Source organism: Flavobacterium inviolabile (genome assembly GCF_013389455.1).
Taxonomy (GTDB): Bacteria; Bacteroidota; Bacteroidia; order Flavobacteriales; family Flavobacteriaceae; genus Flavobacterium; species Flavobacterium inviolabile.
Map to the genome: position 1 here is coordinate 1280449 of NZ_CP058278.1, position 21274 is coordinate 1301722.

Annotated in this window: 9 protein-coding genes; 2 read left to right on the forward strand and 7 right to left on the reverse strand. The window is 41.8% G+C overall.

The window, feature by feature from the left end; all coding sequences use genetic code 11:
- Window positions 1–13 precede the first annotated feature (13 nt).
- The 5 genes from HW120_RS05660 to HW120_RS05680 all read right to left on the reverse strand — a co-directional run bounded on the left by HW120_RS05660 (window position 14) and on the right by HW120_RS05680 (window position 15372).
- Window positions 14–937 carry a PorP/SprF family type IX secretion system membrane protein gene (locus HW120_RS05660; RefSeq protein WP_177731041.1) on the reverse strand — a complete coding sequence of 308 codons (924 nt, stop codon included), beginning with the start codon at window positions 935–937 and terminating at the stop codon, window positions 14–16.
- A 72-nt stretch (window positions 938–1009) separates the two neighbouring features.
- Window positions 1010–6634, reverse strand: a complete 5625-nt coding sequence (locus HW120_RS05665; protein WP_177731817.1) for a fibronectin type III domain-containing protein — start codon at window positions 6632–6634, stop codon at window positions 1010–1012.
- A gap of 142 nt (window positions 6635–6776) precedes the next feature.
- A complete protein-coding gene (locus HW120_RS05670) occupies window positions 6777–8648 on the reverse strand; it encodes an OmpA family protein (protein WP_177731814.1) in 1872 nt (623 codons plus the stop codon).
- A gap of 19 nt (window positions 8649–8667) precedes the next feature.
- A complete protein-coding gene (locus HW120_RS05675) occupies window positions 8668–9591 on the reverse strand; it encodes a PorP/SprF family type IX secretion system membrane protein (protein WP_177731041.1) in 924 nt (307 codons plus the stop codon).
- A 72-nt stretch (window positions 9592–9663) separates the two neighbouring features.
- Window positions 9664–15372, reverse strand: coding sequence for a choice-of-anchor L domain-containing protein (locus tag HW120_RS05680; protein WP_177731819.1), 5709 nt, complete (start codon window positions 15370–15372; stop codon window positions 9664–9666).
- Window positions 15373–15732: 360 nt separating this feature from the next.
- Here HW120_RS05680 and HW120_RS05685 point away from each other — a divergent pair, with 360 nt between their 5' ends.
- Window positions 15733–17541 (forward strand): hypothetical protein, encoded by a 1809-nt coding sequence (locus tag HW120_RS05685; protein WP_177731822.1) that lies wholly within the window; start codon window positions 15733–15735, stop codon window positions 17539–17541.
- A gap of 205 nt (window positions 17542–17746) precedes the next feature.
- On the opposite strand, the gene HW120_RS17840 is transcribed toward HW120_RS05685, so the two are convergent.
- Both HW120_RS17840 and HW120_RS05700 read right to left on the reverse strand, forming a co-directional pair.
- Window positions 17747–19711 carry a contractile injection system tape measure protein gene (locus tag HW120_RS17840; protein ID WP_394353037.1) on the reverse strand — a complete coding sequence of 655 codons (1965 nt, stop codon included), beginning with the start codon at window positions 19709–19711 and terminating at the stop codon, window positions 17747–17749.
- Between the two features lie 33 nt (window positions 19712–19744).
- On the reverse strand, window positions 19745–20059 hold the full coding sequence (locus tag HW120_RS05700; protein ID WP_177731833.1) for a hypothetical protein: 315 nt from the start codon (window positions 20057–20059) through the stop codon (window positions 19745–19747).
- Between the two features lie 604 nt (window positions 20060–20663).
- Between HW120_RS05700 and HW120_RS05705 the strand changes: the two genes are divergently transcribed.
- Window positions 20664–21248, forward strand: a complete 585-nt coding sequence (locus HW120_RS05705) for a DUF4255 domain-containing protein (RefSeq protein ID WP_177731836.1) — start codon at window positions 20664–20666, stop codon at window positions 21246–21248.
- The last annotated feature ends 26 nt before the right edge of the window (window positions 21249–21274 follow it).

A 21274-nucleotide genomic window follows, 5' to 3' on the forward strand; every position in this document is an offset into this window, starting at 1 on the left:
GGTCGCTTTTATATTAGAAATATCTTGGAGATCGGGACACTTTCTTAGAGAAGTTCACATCAAAAAGAAGGATCACTTCGTGAGAAGAAGGTGTGGTTACTTTCAGGTCGGATACGATATGGTCGTAAGCATATCCGATTCGAAGTCCCGGAGTGATAGCATAATTAACCATTGCTCCGAAGGAATCATCCAAACGATAGGTAGCTCCGATTTCGAATTTATCATAAAACAGGAAGTTGGTAGACACATCCAGGGATACCGGTGCATCGAAAGCCGACTTAACTAAGAAGAACGGTTTGAATTTCAGGTTTTCGTTCAAATCAAATACATATCCCCCAGTTAAGAAGTAATGTTGTTTGTCGGAACCGAATTTCTTTCCGTCATAATCCAGGTAGGTATTGCTTAGCATATTGGGAACCGAAAGGGCCATGTAATACTTATTGGTATAATAGAAGATCCCGCTTCCTACGTTAAAGAAGGTACGGCTGGTGTTTTGAGCAAATGCCGGGTCATTGGCATCGGGCACGAACCCGTTACCGATCTGGTCGAACAATCCGATCTTATGAAAGGTTGCTCCGGCCTTGATCCCTAAAGCCAGTTTGTGTTCTCCGCCCAGGTTCAGGGTATAGGAGAAATCGGCATATACGTTGTTTTCTTTTACCGGTCCTATCTTATCGGAGATCACCGAAAGTCCCAATCCGACATTCTTACCCACCGGGCTGCTGGCCGCGAAGGTTGCCGTTGAAGGAGCTCCGTCCAGATCTACCCATTGTTTACGGTATAGCAATCCTCCGGAAAGGCTTTCTTTAGAACCTGCATAAGCAGGGTTGATGACGTTCATATTATACATGTATTGTGTATAATGCGGATCTTGTTGTGCTGAGGCCTCATATAAACCGATAAAGGCTAAAAAGGCGGTCAAATATATTTTCTTCATTGGTGTAATTTTTGTGGAATAAAGCGCTGTTCACAATAAGGTGAACAGCTGCTTTATTAAAATAGTTACTACTTATTTCTCTCTGTTGATATAAATCCAACCTGTTTTAGTCTCGCTGCCTTTTAATTCTATAACATAGAAGTAAGTACCGTCTGGTAGTTCATTTCCGCCATTGGATTGTCCGAACCACTGATTGGTGTAACCCGCTCCGTGTTTGAAGACTTCTGTTCCATAACGGTTGAAGATGCTTAATTTCTCAACATCAAAAGTAGATAGATCAAATGTGTCATTCAGTCCGTCGCCGTTTGGTGAAATACCTTTAGGGATTATACATGAAGTTGTAACTTCAAAACTACTTTCATCACTACAGATTGTAGCGCCAGAACCTGTCACTGCATAAATGTAGATTGTTTGAGTTATGGAAACAATGCTTCCGGCAGTTAATTGGCTTCCAGTTGCATTAGGTCCGGTGTAATAAACGTTTCCTGCTGGTAATGCTGGTAATGTAAAGCCTCCACATTCTACAGTAACATTTGGTAATGTTGCCGCCTGAGGCGCGTTGTAGATCGTGATAGTGAAGCTATTCTCAGCAGTACATCCGGCTGATGTTTGCGTGTATACATATAATGTAGTTGTAGTATTAATATTGTTGCCAGCTACATACATTGTTCCTGTTCCACCTGTTCCGGTGTAGTAGTTGTTATTAGCAGACAATGCTGGTAATACATACGTTCCACAAGCAGAAGTGTTTGCAGGAGCATCAGCGGTTGCAGTTTGTATTGTTACTATGAAGCTGCTTTCGTCTGTACAGAAGTTTGGAGCTGTACCAGATTTAGCATAAACATAAATAGTCTGCGAAGTTGTTACTGATGAACCAGCTGTTAGCATAGTTCCGGTACCGCCTGTTCCAGTGTAATAATTTGCATAAGATGGTAACGGCTGTAATAGGTAGCTGTTACATACTGTTTGATTTGGTATTACCGGAGCTGTGATTGTTGTTGTGATGGTTACATCAAAACTATCTTCAGCAGTACAACTTGGATTTGTAGCAGACTGTAAGTATACATAAATTGTTTGCGTAGTAGTAATCAGATCACCTGCATTTAGCATTGTTCCGGTTCCACCAGATCCAGTATAGTAATTACCAATTGTTAAAGCAGGTAATGTATAAGAGTTACATGCAGTAGCATCGTTTGGTGCCGTTACTGTAACGTTGTCGTTTGTTAATACAGTTTGTACTGTGTTCACACATCCGTTTAAGGTAACTTCTAAAGTATAGGTACCTGCTTGAGAAACGGTTATTTGATTTGATGTTTCACCAGCAATAACGTTTCCGCCAAGTGACCATACATATGTTGCATCAGCTACATTGTAATTTGTAGGTGTTCCCACAATAGTTACAGGTGTACCACATGTTGAATATGTTGCAGGCATAGTTGTTGTTGGAGATGGTTTTACAACCAGATTAACAGGAACCACACCAAAACAAGTTGCAGCATTAGCACCTTCCACTCTAATATAGATAGTTTGTGAAGCACTTGTAAACGGCGTTGTTGAGCTGATTGGCGCAATATTACCGTTAGCATCAGCTAAAGTTGCATGGTAAGATACATTATAGGTAAATGAAGTATTTAAACCTGCTAAAACCTGACTTGTTAATGTACTTAAATCAAAATCGGCAATTCCGTCGTTACTCACATCGTCACACACTTTATAGTCTGGAGGCGAAGTAGCTGTAACAGAAGGTCCGAAAGTGATGTTAACGCTATCCGTTGGATTGTTTGAACATGATGGTTTTGTAACTACAACAGTATATTCTCCGGATTCTGTAACGGTTAATGTCTGACCGGTTGCTCCAGGAATAACAAATCCTCCTTTAGACCATGTATAGGTTGTTGCGTTAACAATACCGGAATCTAAAGTGTAAGATGTTGCCCCACAAAGAATCTTATCAGGACCTAAGTCTACCGTACAAACGATATCACAGTTTGTCGATCCTGCTCCTGGTTGTCCCTGGTTCGTTTGAGCAAATGTAATATTACCGGCACTACCATTAAAGTTCGTGATCATAACCATATAGTATTGTCCTGCAACTGCATTGTTGATACTGAAGTTTTCAACAGAGGCAGTACTATAACTACAACCTACGTTTGAACCTAAATTTGTACAGGCAGCTGTAGGTGAAGCAAATGGTCCGTAAGCGATAAAGTCAACGTCAATTCCAGCTCCGGTTGTACTTGTTTGTGAAATCTGGAAGTTTAAGTTACCGGATTGTTGTACTTGTAAGAAGTACCAGGTTGGATTTGGAGTTGTGCTCAAACAAGCTACGTTTCCTAAGTTCGGTACCCCGATAGATCCTGGGAAAGTAATTGATGGAGACGTGTTGTTTGCACAGAATGCCTGAGCATCGGCACAAGTAATAACAGTTCCTACACAAAGATTAAATGTAATGTTTTGTGGTCCTGAAGCATTACTGTACACACGGATTTTATAGGTTTGTCCCGGAACTAAGTTGTTTGCCAAACTGTTGTTTGGATCACTACAATATAATTGTGTTAAGTTTCCGCACTGGTCACCCTGATATACCGTGTGGTATAAGTTTGCAGCGTTTAATCCTGTCGATGTTGTATTTAATAATGCAATATAGTGCTGTGTATGAGTAGCTGTAAATTCAAACCATACGTCGTCATCCGGCGTACCGCCTGTACAGGTATTCGGTGTTGTAGAGGCTGTTGCGCCAATAAGCGTTCCCGGAGTGGTTTGTCCGCAAAGAGAGTCTTCATTTACCGGTACGTGAATAGCGTTGGCACATTCGTCATTCGCAATTAAAGTAGCAAAAGTTCCTTTAATAGACCATGCGCTGATATCACTTGCGCTACAAATAGCTCTTACGTAGAAATCAAACTGAGTACCAGGTGTTAACGGTCCGTAAGTATATGGCGGAGGTGTGTTAACAATAGTTCCTGTTGCTCCTGGTAGTGGTGCAGGTGAACCGGCAGGAAGTACAATAACTTCCCATTGTGTTGCAGTTCCCATTTCTGTCCATCCAAGGTTGGCAGTAGTTTGAGTAATACCTGTAGCCGTTAAGTTTTTAGGCTTAGGACATGTTGGTACTGGTCCGCAGGTTACTGTAGCGTCCCATCCGGCACGAACAGCACTTCCATCGGAAGTAAACACGAATGTTAAACATGCTCCCGGAGTTGCCGATTCAAAAGGACCAGGCAAGTTAGCTGTTAAATCACCGGTAAATGTTCCTAATAACGTTCCTGTTGTTCCGTTTCCTTCATAAACTCTTAAGAAGTCGTAATTTGCTTCAGTATTAAAACTGTTGAATTGTACGGTAACAATATCCGTTGGATTTACTGGGCAAATAACAGTAGTTACGTTTTCACCGTTTGAATAGTCACCACTGGCGCCTCCTGTATCATAAAAATGATCTCCGGCACAGTAGTTTGGTAATGTTTTTGTCGTTCTTGGTCCTGACCATGTACTCTTATCTGTTGGACTACAAATAGCTCTTACATAGAAGTCATAGCTTGTAGCCGAACTTAAACCGTTCAGTACATACGGAGATGGAGTATTGGTAATTGCAGTAATAGCCGTTCCCGGAATAGGGTTTGTGTTTGGAGATGGAGTTCCTGCCGGTACTGCCATAACTTCCCAGCTTGTAGCTGTTCCTGTTTCAACCCATGAAACCTGAGCCGAGTTCATTGTCGGATTGGTAACATTTACGGTAGTTGGCTTCGGACATGTTGGAGGTGCCGCACAAGTTACGGTAGCATCCCATCCCGGACGAATTCCACTTCCGTCTGAAGTAAATACAAATGTTAAACAAGCACCCGGAGCCGATTCAAAAGGTCCTGGTAAGTTAGCACCTGTTAAAGCTCCTGAATAGGTTCCTAATAACGTTCCTGCTGTTCCTGTTCCCTGGTAAACTCTTAGGAAATCATAACCGGATTCCGTGTTGAAATTGTTAAATGTTACGGTAACCATATCTGTAGGGTTAACCGGGCAGATCGTTGTCGTTACATTTTCATTGTTAGCATAGTCACCGTTAAGTCCTCCTGTATCGAAGAAATGATCTCCTCCACAATAGTTTGGTAACGTTTTAAAAGGCTTAGGTCCGGACCATTGACTGAATGATCCGTCAGCACATTTCGCTCTTACATAATATTCGTAATCTGTTCCGGAAGCCAAAGGAGTTCCTGTAACAGTTGTAGTAGCTGTATAAGCCGGTGTACCGGTAACAGTTGTTCCTGTTCCGGTTGGGATTCCTGCTCCTAATGCCTGAACCACAACCTGCCATTCTGTAGCAGAAGAAGGGTTTGACCAGCTCAGGTTAGCCTGAGTCATTGTTATTCCTGAAACTGCCAAAGCTCCCGGAGGTGCACAGTTTACCTGTTGGATAACTAAAGTATATCCTGTAGATACAGGAGTTGAATTTGTTGAAATAACAAAATAGTAAGTTGTACCTGCGGTTACTGCAAAGTTCGTAATGTTACGAACAGTAGTACCGGAGTTACCCACACCTGCTAAACAGCTTGTTCCGATATTCGCACAGTTGTTGTAAACGAAAATACCCGAATAGGTTGCAGTAGGTGTCATTGAAATATCGATGATTCCTGTAGTGGCAGCAGTATAAGCATATACTACATCATTACCGGTCATATAATTTGTAGTTGTACCACAACCTGTAGTACCCTGACTGGTTGTTATATGGTTTCCGTAGTTAGCGGTATTGTCCGTAGTAGAGTACGGTAAGCTGTTAATTACAATCGGGGCAGCACAGGTCTGACCTAATGAATTGGTTGTAAAGTAAAAAGGTCCGGCCCAGTTACTGAATACATCAGTAGGACCTCCTGTACATTTCGAACGCACGCGGTACTGGTAAACAGTTCCAGGCGTTAAATTGATTGCATTATATGGATTTGTTGTTATTGCTGTTCCTACGCCTGTTAATGGAGAAGCAGAAGGTACTACTTCAATTTCCCAGTTGGTAGAACCACTTGGGTTGGTCCATGATAAAGTAGCGGTAGAAGTCGTAATCGCGTTTGCAACACCATTAGTAGGATCTAAACATTGTTGAACTAAATTAATATCGTCAATGATAAATCTGTCACCTCCTACAGCAGCTGTAGGTTGTGTATACACTCTTACAAAAGCAATGTATACCTCCTGATTTGCTGCTACAAGCGGTGTTAAGTTAATCACCTGTTCAGCATATACTCCTGCATTAGGAGATATTTGAGGCTCTGTTAACTCCACTATTTGTGTAGTAAAGTTCGCAAGAGTTGTTTGTGTTCCTGCAGTAACAATTGTAGATACACGGATCTGTAGTTTTGATCCCTGATCTCCGGCACGTCCTTGTTGTGCATAAAAACGTAACTGACCATTAGCCGGAACAGTTACCTTCGGGGAAATTAACCAATCTTCTTCGGTAACTCCCATCCCAACATTGATCCTTTCTACAGAGGCAGCATATTGTCCTGTGTGAGGAGGAGAAGTGGCTGAATTTGGCCCGCTGCGGACCCATAAATTTGTATCTGATGGTCCTGTTCCTACGCCATTATGAGTAACTGCCCACGTTCCTGATGCACTTGTTGGTGGAAAAACACCTTCAAAGCCTTCAGGAAAAACCTGTGAATAGCCCACAAAACTCAATAATGACATAAAAATTAATAAAGTAATTTTTTTCATAATTAATTCTATGATTTTTTGATAAGTTTAATCCCCAAATATAAAATAAAATTAGCAATTACTTAACATTGTATGTTAAAATTCACAAAAAAAGAGCAACCTGTAGGGTTGCTCTTTAGTTATTGTTAAATTGTTATATTCTTTATTTCTTAACAATTAAGAATTCAGATCTTCTGTTTTTCGCATATTCCTCTTCGGTGCAATTTTCGCCACAGTTTACTTTCGGCTCGCTTTCACCATATCCTTTACCGGATATTTTGTCTTTCGCGATTCCTTTAGAGATAATGTACTGAACGGTTGATTTTGCTCTTCTGTCGGACAGGTTCATGTTGTACTGATCGCTACCTCTGCTATCGGTATGGGATTTCACCATGATCACCATAGCCGGGTTGTTTTTCATTACCTGAACCAGTTTGTCTAACTCAAAAGCCCCTTGTTGGGTGATGTTGCTCTTGTCGTATTCGAAGTAAATATCATTCAGGATGATCTCGGTTTCGGTTACAATTACATCGATCGGCTGTAAGTCGGCATTGATATTAACAATACCGCCTCTTGTTTTACTCACCGGGAAGTTATTGCTCTCATAACCGTCTTTGGCTACCTGAAGGGTGTAGGCTTTGTCACACTCCACATCGTAAGATACTGTTCCGTCTGCCGCCGTTGTTTTGGTAGCGATGATGTTGTTCTTCTCGTCTAAGATCGCTACGCGGGCTCCTGATAATTTAGAACCTGTTTTAGCATCTCTCACTAAAGAAACCACTTCCACCCCACATACCGGAGTGGCACTGTAGATGTTGTCTACCCCGCCACGGTTACTGGATACAAACCCGATGTTTTTAGCGGTATTGAAGCTGAATGCGAAATCGTCTTTTTCAGAGTTTACCGGTTTGCCCACATTGGCAGCCTCGGTTCCTTTGTTAAGATCGATCACATAAACATCCATGCCTCCGAATCCCTGACGGGCATCGGAAGAGAAATACAATTTGTTCTCATCGGTAATAAACGGGAAACTCTCGTTTCCTTCGGTATTGATCTTCTTGCCTAAGTTCTCCGGAGTTCCGAAAGAGCCATCGGCATTCACACTTACTTTCCAGATATCCACACCCCCTACAGATCCGGGCATGTTGGAAGAGAAGTATAATGTTTTGCCATCTTTGCTTAAACTCGGATTGCTGGTCGAGTAGTCTTTGCTGTTAAAAGGCAGCGGCGTTGGTTTGCTCCATTTTCCATCGGCTTTAACCGATTTGAAAAGTGCCACCTGTCCGAACTTTAACTTCTGAGCCTTGTCTTTTTCAAACAAGCCTTCGTTAAAACTCTCACTGGCCAGGTACATGGTGTTTCCGTCTGCACTGATGCTTGCCGGTCCGTCATGGAACTTGGTGTTTACCCCTTCCACAGCTGTTGGCTGGCTGAAAGTACCATCGGCGTTGTATACCGCACTGTACAGGTCCAGGTAAGGCTGTTCGTTCCAACCGTAGGTTTTACGGGAGGTATTACGGGCCGAGGCAAAATACAGGGTATTGTCGTTGCTTAACATGGCTCCGAAATCGGACTTGTCGCTGTTAATATCCAATGATTTGATGTCGAAGGATTTTGCTTTTTCATTCAGCTTAGGCAGATAGTTCGGGTTTTGTTTGAAAGCTACCGCACGCTGATCGTTTGGTGCCATATTGGCAAACTTCTGCAGCTGTTTGTTCGCTTCTTCATATTTTCCGTCTGCTTTAAGCATCTGTGCATAGCGGTAATAGGTCTCGGCATCCTGTTTTTCGGTCAGGGCCTTGGCATACCATTTACTGGCTTCGGCAGCGTTGAATACATTGTAGTAGCTATCGGCCAGTTGTTTGTATACATAACCGTCTGCTTTTCCTTTGTCTACCAGTTTGAGGTATTCGCTTGCCGCGTCCACATACTCAAAACGGTTAAAGAGTCTGTCTGCGTTTTTGGTGTCTTTGTTTTGTGCCGATAGTGTCGAACTGGCGATCACAAAACTTAAAGTGATATATAAATTCTTCATGTCTTAGGTCGCTTTTATATTAGAAATATCTTGGAGATCGGGACACTTTCTTAGAGAAGTTCACATCAAAAAGAAGGATCACTTCGTGAGAAGAAGGTGTGGTTACTTTCAGGTCGGATACGATATGGTCGTAAGCATATCCGATTCGAAGTCCCGGAGTGATAGCATAATTAACCATTGCTCCGAAGGAATCATCCAAACGATAGGTAGCTCCGATTTCGAATTTATCATAAAACAGGAAGTTGGTAGACACATCCAGGGATACCGGTGCATCGAAAGCCGACTTAACTAAGAAGAACGGTTTGAATTTCAGGTTTTCGTTCAAATCAAATACATATCCCCCAGTTAAGAAGTAATGTTGTTTGTCGGAACCGAATTTCTTTCCGTCATAATCCAGGTAGGTATTGCTTAGCATATTGGGAACCGAAAGGGCCATGTAATACTTATTGGTATAATAGAAGATCCCGCTTCCTACGTTAAAGAAGGTACGGCTGGTGTTTTGAGCAAATGCCGGGTCATTGGCATCGGGCACGAACCCGTTACCGATCTGGTCGAACAATCCGATCTTATGAAAGGTTGCTCCGGCCTTGATCCCTAAAGCCAGTTTGTGTTCTCCGCCCAGGTTCAGGGTATAGGAGAAATCGGCATATACGTTGTTTTCTTTTACCGGTCCTATCTTATCGGAGATCACCGAAAGTCCCAATCCGACATTCTTACCCACCGGGCTGCTGGCCGCGAAGGTTGCCGTTGAAGGAGCTCCGTCCAGATCTACCCATTGTTTACGGTATAGCAATCCTCCGGAAAGGCTTTCTTTAGAACCTGCATAAGCAGGGTTGATGACGTTCATATTATACATGTATTGTGTATAATGCGGATCTTGTTGTGCTGAGGCCTCATATAAACCGATAAAGGCTAAAAAGGCGGTCAAATATATTTTCTTCATTGGTGTAATTTTTGTGGAATAAAGCGCTGTTCACAATAAGGTGAACAGCTGCTTTATTAAAATAGTTACTACTTATTTCTCTCTGTTGATATAAATCCAACCTGTTTTAGTCTCGCTGCCTTTTAATTCTATAACATAGAAGTAAGTACCGTCTGGTAGTTCATTTCCGCCATTGGATTGTCCGAACCACTGATTGGTGTAACCCGCTCCGTGTTTGAAGACTTCTGTTCCATAACGGTTGAAGATGCCTAGTTTTTCAACATTAAATCCGGTCAGGTCAAAAGTATCGTTCAGTCCGTCGCCGTTTGGAGAGATACCTCTCTGGATCTGACAGTAGATCTGTTCTACCGTATAGGATTTCTCTAACGAGCAGCCGGCTGCCGTGGTTACTTTTACGCTGAACTGTGCCGGAAGCACAGGAGTCGTACCTGAGGAAGTATAATAGTTGGTTACATTAAAGCTAACGTTATCGTTACCTACCGGAGCTCCGGTGCTATTGTACCACTGGAAGTGGGCATTGCTCAGATCCAGCGCGCCATCAGCGTTTTGTACGTTCAGTACAAATTCATTACCGATACAGTCTCCGAAGATCTCATAGGTAAAGGCTCCCTGAACCGTTACGGTTAATGTTGCGTTTTGAGCACATTGTCCTGTTGTTGGGGTAAAGGTATAGGTGCCTGTTGCAGTGTTGCTCACCACAGCCGGTGACCAGGTTCCTGTTACGCCTTCCAGAGAAGTTGTCGGTAATACCGGTGCGGTATCGCCAGGGCATATTGCTGCTACCGGTGTAAAGGTAGGCTGAGTAGCCGGGATAACGGTGATGGTCATCGTAGCCGGGCTTCCGCATTGTCCTGTTGTCGGGGTAAAGGTATAGGTTCCCGTTGCGGTGCTGCTCACCACAGCCGGTGACCAGGTTCCGGTTACACCTTCCAGAGAAGTTGTCGGTAATACCGGTACTGTAGCGTTGGTACAGAACGGTGCGATCTGGGCAAACGTTGGCTGAACACCCGGGTTAACGGTAACGGTAACCGTTCCTGTTGCTGTACAGCCGGAATGGTTAATCGTAACCACATAGGTTCCTTGCTGTGAAACAGTTATTGTACCAGTTGTGTCGGTTAAAGGATCGCCATCATGAGTCCATGAATAAACAACATCTGCAGGGTTGTAATTTGTAGGAGTAACTACAAGCTGAGCCGTTTGGTTGCTACAAATTGTCTGATTCGAAGTTAGCGTGAACTGCGGTGTTAAATCCTGAATGATTAAATCGAATTCCGTAACCACGTGACAACCGCTGGCATTGTTTTCTACTCTAACATATATGGTTTGGTGGTACTGTATTGTATTGGTAAATGTAGTAGGAGCTGTTATCGGGTTCGTTTCATTCTCTGCATCCGCGGATGAAGTATAGAATGTGATCGTATGATCAGCCGGAACCAAACTTCCTAAAATAATACCGTTGTTTGATGTTAAATCAAATGTAGCATAACCGGAAGCATCACATACTGTTAAATCATTTGGCGTACCAACAGCAATAGGCGCATAAAACTCAACAGATAGCGTATCTGTCTGAGAACATGTTGTACCGTTGTATTGTGCAGCAACAGTATAATCACCATCCTGAGTTACTACTAATGAAGGTCCGGTTGCACCTGGAATGACATTTCCGCCTGTAGACCAGGTGAATGTAAAGTCATTAGCGTTAAGACCTGTAGCAATAGTGTAAGAATCACCATAACAGATAGCGGTACCGTCAGAGATAAGTAAGTCGTCTCCTAAATCTAAATTACCGATATTGAAACTTCCAGCTTTTAAGAATACTGCAGAATCAAAAGAAGTATCATTTCTATCCGCAATTACTAATTTGATATGGTATTGCGTATTTGGTGTAACCGGAGATTGTGCTGTCATTACAACCGTCTGGCCGTTAAAATTAATAGCCGCATCTTCCTGGTTGGCTCCGCCGTTAAACGATCCGAAATACTGAGGGTTTACAGACGGACATGTTCCTCCGATAGGGTTGTATGCTGCATCTCTGATTCGGGTAACCGAAATAGGGTCGTTTGTTCCCGGAACAAGCGCCAGGTTAGTTGTATTTCCGGCATTATCCGTTAAGAAGAAGGCAAAAGCATCGGAATAATCACATTGGTATGTTCCGTATTCTTCAGAAGCAAATAAGAAATCAAAGCTTAACTGGTTGGTTATCGGAACGAAATCAAATTCCAGAACAGTTGCATTGTTGTATGACGTTAAATCTGTGTCAAAACCAAGTGCCTGGATATAATTGAATAACTGTGTATCACCCAACCAGGCGTATGTTCCGTCACCCAGGCTGGAAGTGTTTGGACCTTTTGCTTTTAAAGCATCACCTGTAGATAAAACGATTCCGCTATCGAATGGGAATTCAGAACCGTTTTTGGTAAAGTATGCAATACCATTGCTGCTGCCAAAATTTGTTCCTGTAGACCATGTGATGTTGGTTACCTGAGCACAGGTTGATCCGATTAAAACATCCTGTACCAATTGTGGTACTGTATGCTGTGTGTTGTTCGTAGCGATAGGCGGTGCCGGAGTGGCCACACAAACATCGAAAGAACTGGTTTGTCCCGGAGTTGAAGTGTATGAATATACACGTATTGTATAGACCTGACCGATGATTAAATCGCTGGCAATACTTGTATTCGGATCACTGCAATATATTTCTGTTAAGTTGCTGCATTGTGTACCGGAGTAAAGCGTATGCATTAAATCGGTGGTGCTTCCTGTTACATTCAATAATTTTATAGAATGTGTGGTACTGGTAGCGGTAAACTGATACCAGACATCATCATCGGCTGTTCCGCCGCAAGTGCTTGGATTTGTCGAGCCGGTCGCTCCAATCAGTGTTCCCGGAGTGGTGAGCGTACAGGCTGAAGTTCCGTTTACAGAAACTACGGTTGCGGCGCTACATTCATCGTTAACTGGTTTTGTGGTGAATGATTTTCGGAATGACCAGTTGCTGATATCTGTTGTGCTGCAAAGTGATCTTATATAAACATCGTATGTTGTTGAAGGCGTTAACGTATTTGTTGGTATCGCATACGGTTTCACACTGGTCGCAATCACGTTTGGCGGGTTGGTTCCCGGTGCCGGTGAGTTGGTAGGAAGTATAACGATTTCCCATTGTGTTGCCGATCCGTTTTCTGTCCAGTCAATTATGGCTGAAGTTTGCGTAATGTTTGTAAACGTTATATTAGACGGTCTCGGACAGGTAGGTACTGGTGCGCAGGTAACGGTCGCATCCCATCCCGGACGAACACCGCTTCCATCGGAAGTAAATACAAAGGTTAAACAGCCTCCCGGTGTAGATTCAAAAGGCCCCGGTAAGTCCGATCCGGATAAGTTTCCGGTGTAAGTACCCAATAAAGTTCCGCCTGTTCCGGTACCTTGATATACTGCTAAATAGTCATAGTTTGTTTCAATGTTGAAATCGTTGAATTCTACCGTTACGATCTGACCGGCAACAGCAGGGCAAATGGTGGTTGTAACGTTAGCATTGTTCTCATAATCACCATTCAGGCCTCCGGTATCATAAAAATGATCGCCGCCGCAATAGTCCGGCAGGGTTTTAAAGTTGGTTGGTCCTGTCCAGTAACTGGAATCGGTGGTGCTACAAACGGCTCTTACATAAACATCAAAAGCAGTGTCTGTAGGTAGTGGTGATAGTAATGTTGATGGGGTAGTGGTTACCGTGATTATGCCACCCGGATTCGCTCCCGGTGCCGGTGAACCTGCCGGTACGGCAATCACTTCCCATGTGGTAGCTGTTCCTGCCTCTGTCCAGGAAACCTGAGCAGATGTTGTTGTGATGGCACTTATATTTACCGCTGTTGGCTGCGGACATGTTGGCGGAGTACAATCCGTTGGTCCGGTGTATAACAAACTGTCCTGAGAACCGGTTCCCGGTGGTTTGGTATAAAGGGTAATTCCAAAAGGTGTTATAACCGTAAGACCAACTTCTGTTGGATAACTTCCTCCGGCATTCCAGTATACTTCAAACGGAACGCCTGCACATAAAGCAACCTGAGCTGTTGCCGGGTTTGTTCCGTCGGCAGCTGTTGGTCCTGTTAATGTTCCTACAACCACTCCGTTTTGTTTGATGCTGATCGTATTACCGTTCCAGCCGTCACCATAAGTATCCGTCATAACGAAATTAAAGTTACAGGCATTGTTACAAAGCGGTGTCTGGAATGGTTTTGGCCCGGACCATTGGCTGAACGATCCGTCCGGACATTTTGCTCTTACATAATATTCATAAGCTGTTCCCGGTGTTAAAGCTGCCCCGGCTAATGTAGTAGTGGTTGTATAAGGAATGGCTGTAACCGTTGTTCCGGCTCCGGCTGGTACTCCGGCTCCCGGAAGCAGCACTGCTACCTGCCATTCTGTTGCTCCGGAAGGATTCCCCCAGCTTAGATCGACAGAAGTCATGTTTAAGGCTCCTACCGCTAAAGCTGTTGGCGGCGGACAGTTGATTTGCTGAATCACCAGGGTGTATCCTACACTCACCGGTGTAGCATTGGTTGAGATCACAAAATAATAGGTCGTTCCGGCAGTTACCGCAAAGTTTGTAATATTCCGGATATTGGAATTCGAGTTCCCTACACCCGCCAAACAGCTGGTTCCTATGTTGGCACAATTGTCATAAACAAAAATACCGGAATAAGTATCCGTAGGCGTCATGGAAATATCAATCATTCCGGTAGTTGTGGCCGTATAGGCATATACGACATCGTTACCGGTCAGGTAGTTTGTTGTGGTACCACAGCCGGTTGTTCCCTGGCTGCTGGTGATGTTGTTCCCGTAGTTCGCCGTGTTATCCGTTGTAGAATACGGCAGTCCGCCAATAACGATCGGGGCACCGCAGGTTTGTCCTAAAGATACGGTCGTAAAGTAAAAAGGTCCTGCCCAGTTACTGTATACATCTCCGGTACATTTGGAACGAACGCGGTACTGGTAAACCGTACCCGGCGTTAAATTTTGTGCTGTATAAGGATTTGTTGTTATTGCCGTTCCCACTCCTGTTAAAGGAGAAGCAGAAGGCACTACTTCAATTTCCCAATTGGTAGAACCACTTGGATTAGTCCAAGATAAAGAAGCCGTTGTGGTTGTAATGGCATTTGCAATACCATTTGTAGGATCCAGACATTGCTGTACTAAGTTAATATCGTCAATTACAAAACGGTCACCGCCCACAGCTGCTGTAGGCTGGGTATAAACCCTTACAAAAGCGATATAGACATCCTGGTTGGCAAGGTTCAATGAAGAAAGGTTGATTACCTGTTCTACATAAGTTCCTGCCGTTGAAGATATTTGTGATTCGGTTAAATCGGCAGCCGTTATGGTATAGCTGCTCATGTTATTCTGAACGCTGCCGGTTGAAATACGGACCTGTAATTTAGATCCCTGATCTCCGGCACGGCCGTGCTGTGCATAAAAACGTAACTGTCCGTTTGCAGGAACAGTAACTGAGGGAGTAATCAACCAGTCTTCTTCGGTATTACCGATTCCGATGTTTACCCGCTCAACAGAATAGGCATATTGCCCGTTGTGAGGCGGTGAAGTAGCCGAGTTAGGGCCGCTTCGAAGCCATAAATTGGTGTTTGATGGTCCCATTCCTACGCCATTATCGAGGATCAGCCAGCCTGTTGGCAAGGCAGAAGCTCCCTCAAAACCTTCAGGGAAAGTCTGGGAAAAGCCCACAAAACTCAATAATGACATAAAAATTAAAAACGTAATTTTTTTCATAATTTTAATTTATTGTGAAGTTGGTATTAATAATTTTTTAAATATAATTCAAAAATGCTTTGATAATTTAGCTCATTGTTAAAATTCACAAAAAAGTAATTTTTCTATTGTTTTTGTTACAAAAAAGGTATATTTTGATTTTTAGCTGTTTAAGTTGCGAAAAAAAGCTTTTTAGGATTTTTTATAATGAGGGTTGTTTTTTAAAGATTAATGGCATAAAGCGGACTTCTTCCGGATAACGTATAAAAGCATAATGAAGGGATGCTTTTACCAAGTGAAAACAATCGTTTACCAAGTCCGGAATAATCACAAATGGGTTCCGGCTATCTTAGTTATCTGAAAAAATAAAGAAACTAACTTATGCCGTTCCGATACCTTTTACCTTTATTGCTTATCATGCTTTCCAATGTTGTTACCGCACAACCGGGATGGCGGGATTTCACCATGCGCTATTATTATACCATTTTAGATAAGAAGGGAAACGAAATCTCCTTCAAAAAGAATAAAGAGTACAGTATAATTGTTGACAGTATACGGTATAAGGCGCCCAATATTCCGAACGATTCCCTAAAAGCTGTTGTTCCAAATAAAACCATGCGTTTTGATCATTATATACGGATCAATGATTTTTCTCTTCGCCTGCCTCAGGATATTCATGAAGCCAATTATCCGTTAGAAATTAAAATAATCCATAAAAAGGACACGATGTATCTTAACCAGACTACCGGTTCGGGAAGCAGAATTTTTGAGAACATGATATTTAATAATAGGAAAGAGGTGGTAAAAGCCAAACCGGATTCTGACTACACGCTGCAATTTATAGCCGGACGTTATTATTTTCCTGTCTGGGCAAAAGCATTACTGGACAATTTGCCGCTGGCAGACGGCAATGTCAAAGTGGTAAACCTCAACCAAAGACATTTTATTATCCCGAAAACACTGTATGATTCCATAGCGTTACCACGTGCAAAATTTAAAAACAGGTCCGCATTAAGTGAAAAAATAGAAGACAGGATTGTCCGTAATTTTACACAGGGGTATTTTACCGTGGACAAACGGGTTGAACCTGCAAAGTTTGAAAACCCGGCTTTACCTTATAAAGAACCGTATTGGGATGATGCGTTGTATCCTACAAAGGATAAGGATGTTTACTTTGGAAGGGTGCGCTATAGTAAGGATTCCCTGAATGAGAGTAACTGGAAATACCTGTTTTCGGTTTACAATAAAAGGGAAAACACCATCAGGCATTGGTTTCCAGAAAACAAGTCACATTTTTTAAGCAGCGGTTACCTATATAAGGATACTTTTAATACGGCTATTTATCAGCGTGTGTGGTTTACGGAAAAGACAGACCAGACCCAACATTACATACCGCCCACAGAATGTATTTACCAATCTGATGACGAAGGCAGGACGTGGCAGGAAAACCGGTCTGTAACAAAGCTGTTTAACAAATACGATTTTGAGCATATCGAGTTTTTAGACAAAGACTACGCTTTGAGTTACAATAGAAAAGAGGTAAAGCACAAAACGAGAAATTACAATATAAAACAGATAACCTACTATCTGCTGAAAAATATGCAGGTGGTCGATTCGCTAAAAACACCTGATGATTATTATGAATTTGACAACTATATAGAAAGACACAACCATTATCAGTTTGCTGTAAAAGATGTGATGCTGCTCGGTACCTGGAATTATGAAAATAACCCCGGCTATGGAAAACCGTTTTCCCAGGCCGTTATTAACAGGGTGAATGACGGATGGGAGTTTAAAACAGAACAAAAGGTATATGCGCCGCGCCCTGTAATCAAAGTGCAAAAGGAAGCGGATACTGTTGACTATCAAAATTTCCACTTAATCAACAAACATGAGTTGTTGTTTAAAAACGGTTCGGGAACACTAAGAGTGAAAAATGAGGTCACTAAAAATCCCTGGAGCCACGGTGTGGTGGCGATTGAAAAAGAAAAACAGATTTACCTGTTGGACAACGATAATGGCTTTACCTATATTTCTTTTGATGGCGGTGCTTCCTGGTATATTTACCCGAAGGCACTGGAAGCCCGTTCGGATTATCAGTTTCTGGAAATCGATGACAAGGATGTGATTTCGTTTTTTAATCCCTGGAAATTGTATAAGGTGTTTTATCGGTTTTCTCAGAAACTGTAGTTATGTCAAAGAGCGTTAGTAGTCATCAGGAATCGATTGGATTTGTGTTAAAACAAAAAAGTGCCAAACATTGTTTGATACTTTTTTGTTCACAGCAAGCTGAACTCAAACCGGTTGATAAAGATTTTAATCAAATGCGGGTATTCATGGGGATAATCTGTACGGAAGCAGCATGCATTTTTGAAAAGGAAATCAAACAATAAGATTACCAATTGACGAAAATAAACTCGTTTTGCCAGGGCAATCTGATCATACCAATTCCCCAGGATAGTTTGTCCATTAAAATGTCCTGCGTCTTCCGTTCAACGGTCAATGTCAGATTGGCGATGACTAATTTTCCCGGACGCTGAAAAAATTCATGTTGCAGCAATGCTACTGATGCTGTTGTCATCGAACTCCAGTTTTGCTGCACGGCTCCGATTACTTTTGCCGCTTCAGCTTTGTGCTTTCGTGAAAGTTTTACATGCCGGTTGATACTCTGGTGCAAAGGAACATTACATAAAAATTTCTCAAATAACATATTGCTTTCGGGCTGGTTCGTTTTTCCGGTAGCAATATAATGTAACAGATGAATGCCGGTTTCCGGATCGGTAAGCTTTTTGGTTTCCGGATCGATCAGATTACAATTTTTAAAAAGATTGCCGATAAAAGGATGAATAAGTACCAGTCCGGCATTCTCCACCTGATAACCATTTACCGTATCGGTGGTGTTATCGTCCTGTATATCGGTATTGAAAGTATTGGTGTCGATTTGGTTTCGGTTTACTTTTCGCGAATCTTTTTCCAGAATACCTTTTTCACGCGTGTTTTCCTTATTTTTTGGTACCTTTTTACCGGTGTGGTTGTTTTTATTTCGGATTGTATTAACATCACGTTGCTTAATAGCCGGAAAAAGAGTCATTATTTTGTCCCAGAGCTGTTCTTCGGTATCTTCACTTTTAGCCAGTTGCAAATAGGGAATGGTTTTAACAGCCTGTTCGATTATGTATTTCTGATAATCGTCAGAATCAGAATCGGGAAAGGAAACCGTTAAAATATTAAAAATTAAAAACCATAACGCTTTTCTGTCGGCAAAAGACGATCCGGAAAGTGGTTTTATCTCGGTACCTTTTAGTGCTATTTTCAAACCTTTGGCTTTAATAACGGCCAAACAGATTTGTGCTATCTGGGCATCGGTAAACTGATTGACAATGCGTTCCCGTACTTTTGGTTTTTTCAGGCTGGCTACAATTTTGGCTGCAAAAGCTTTTTCGGAAATAATTTTTTTGAATGGGACGGATTCAAAAATAGCGGCCGATGTTTTATTGGCATTCCACCAGGGCATAGTACCTTTTTCTATAAAATGAATAAAGGTGAGTAGCAATTTTTCGGTTTCTCCCAGAAAATGGATTTCGGGATTTTCTGTAGCATCATAATACTGATTTGGATCATGATATTGATTTTGGTCGTAGCCATGATCATAACCATAATGCGGATTTTGGTCATGATTTTGCCCGTAGCGCGGATTTTGGCTGGGATGCTGATTTTGTTCATTACGCTGATTTTGTCCGTTACGAGAACTTTGGCTATGACCTTGGTTTGGGCGCTGATCCTGATCCTGATTCTGGTTTTGATTTTGGTTCTGAGCTTGGTTCTGGTTCTGAATTTGCCCGTGACTTTGATTTTGGTTTTGGTTTTGCCCGTGATTTTGGTTTTGGTTTTGTCCAGGACTTTGGTTTTGCCGGTCGTTCCGACCTTGTGCATCGCTCTGACTTTGCTCATAACCTTGATGTTGTCCTTCAGGCTGATTCTGGTTTTGGTCGTTACGCTGAGTTTTGCTGTATTGTTGGATGTAACGCTCATTTGAGCTTTGATTTTGTCGCTGATTTAGATGCTGACCCGATCCTTTTTTTATTATTTCACCAAGTTCTTTCTTGAACGATGTTATAATGTCGTTTTTTAATGTGGTATTTAATGATGATTCACGAGGATTGATCTCGACAACCAATCGTGAAATCTGTAAGGTATGAGCCGGTATTCGGGCTTGTACAGTGTTAAGATGCTTTTCGAGTTTTGGAAAAACAGTCATAGTCAAAAAGCTACTGATATCGTCTTTTATCTCATACGCCTTTTTCCTGTTGTTAACCGAAACTTCAATGACAACTTTATGTATAATATGGGTTTGTTCCACAGTAAATTTATTTTATAAATCAGCTACTTGTAATTATTCAAATTCTCCTCCCCAAAAGTCGGCCGGACAACGGCTGTATTTTGACTTTTGCTTGGCACTTAGCCTGCAGCCACAGCCTCTTATAAAACCTTCCTGAGGCATATTTGAAACTTCAAAAGTCAAGGGATGGATCCATCGTTGCGTGTCACAGCTGTTGCCGTTTTTTAAAGGGCAGGCATTACAGATGGTTTCCCTTTTCGAAAAAATATGCTCGTCGCTTTCATTTGCGAATCCGATTTTGGAACGAAACTCATTAAAATGACCATCCGCAATCTCATTGCGTTTGTGGAAAAGATTTTTAAAATTCATCGGGTTTAGTATTAAAATTATACTGCCAAAATTATTAGAAGTGATTGCATCAGGCTAGTTATTAGTCGTCTGGATTCTGTCTTTGCAGTAGATTGGAATTTGAAACAGGGGGTTGTACTAAGGCTGAATCTTTTGCAATAGGCATGAATACAGGGAGAAACGATAACCGTCGGTTCGGGTGTTCTTTTTTTTGAAAAGAGGAGGTAAACGAGCTTGTTTTTTGACTTAAGTGCGATGAAGTTTGTATAAAATGGTTCATTAATGGAATTTGCAGACTCTTTGTTTTGTTTGTATTGTTAATATTGCCCTTGTTTTTTTCTGTTTGAATATTGCGAAAAGAGTTTTTTGATTTTTATTGGTGCGAATTGCCTTTTTAATGGCTGGCTTGTTGCGGGATCAGCACCTTAAAAGAGTATGAAATTTCAGGTAATATGATCGTTTTTAAATAGCGTTATATCAGTGTGTTATGAATTGTTTTTTATTGGATTCCACAATTGCCCGGAAAAACGACTTACTGCAAAGACAGTTTTGAGGGGGCAAAATATTCGTTTTTTCGAAAGGGGTGATTGTATGTTTGCATCGTGATAATCAACAATAGAAAATTATGATTTATAAAGTATTAAAAGCATTAAGTGACACGCTGGATCATGAACTAAATCTTCCGGATCCGGAGTATCCGGTTCAGGAACCGGTAGACATCGTAATTGATAGTATAGCAAAAGAAGATAATGATGCGACAGCGATTGGCAATAAGGTGGTCATTACATTGTTGAGCGCAGAAGAAGAATCGGTATTAAAAAATACATCAAGGTATGAACCCATTTATCCTGAGGGATCTTCTATACCTAAGGGGTATAAGAAAAAGAATCCGACAGCTTATCTGAACCTGTATGTAATGGTTGCGGCAAACCGTGACAATTATGAAATCGCACTTCGAAATATTTCTAAAGTTATTGAAACCTTCCATACTCAGAAAACATTTGTTAATGAAACAAAGGGATTCAGTGTTAAATTACAATTACACCCGCTTCCTTTTGATCAGCTAAGTTATGTATGGGGATTGCTTGGTGGTAAAGTAATTCCGTCTGCTTTATACAAAATAAGCATTGTGAAAATCCAAAAAACCGGAGAAACCTATCCGGAAGTAATCGAAGATATCGATATCCTAAGAAAAGAAAAAAAAATCTAAGAAAATTATTATTAACCTAAATTTTT

Coding starts and splice junctions, on each gene's coding strand:
- HW120_RS05685 (WP_177731822.1), top strand. CDS start 15,733: ATGCCGTTCCGATACCTTTTACCTTTATTGCTTATCATGCTTTCCAAT.
- HW120_RS05680 (WP_177731819.1), bottom strand. CDS start 15,372: ATGAAAAAAATTACGTTTTTAATTTTTATGTCATTATTGAGTTTTGTG.
- HW120_RS05700 (WP_177731833.1), bottom strand. CDS start 20,059: ATGAATTTTAAAAATCTTTTCCACAAACGCAATGAGATTGCGGATGGT.
- HW120_RS05705 (WP_177731836.1), top strand. CDS start 20,664: ATGATTTATAAAGTATTAAAAGCATTAAGTGACACGCTGGATCATGAA.
- HW120_RS05660 (WP_177731041.1), bottom strand. CDS start 937: ATGAAGAAAATATATTTGACCGCCTTTTTAGCCTTTATCGGTTTATAT.
- HW120_RS05675 (WP_177731041.1), bottom strand. CDS start 9,591: ATGAAGAAAATATATTTGACCGCCTTTTTAGCCTTTATCGGTTTATAT.
- HW120_RS05670 (WP_177731814.1), bottom strand. CDS start 8,648: ATGAAGAATTTATATATCACTTTAAGTTTTGTGATCGCCAGTTCGACA.
- HW120_RS05665 (WP_177731817.1), bottom strand. CDS start 6,634: ATGAAAAAAATTACTTTATTAATTTTTATGTCATTATTGAGTTTTGTG.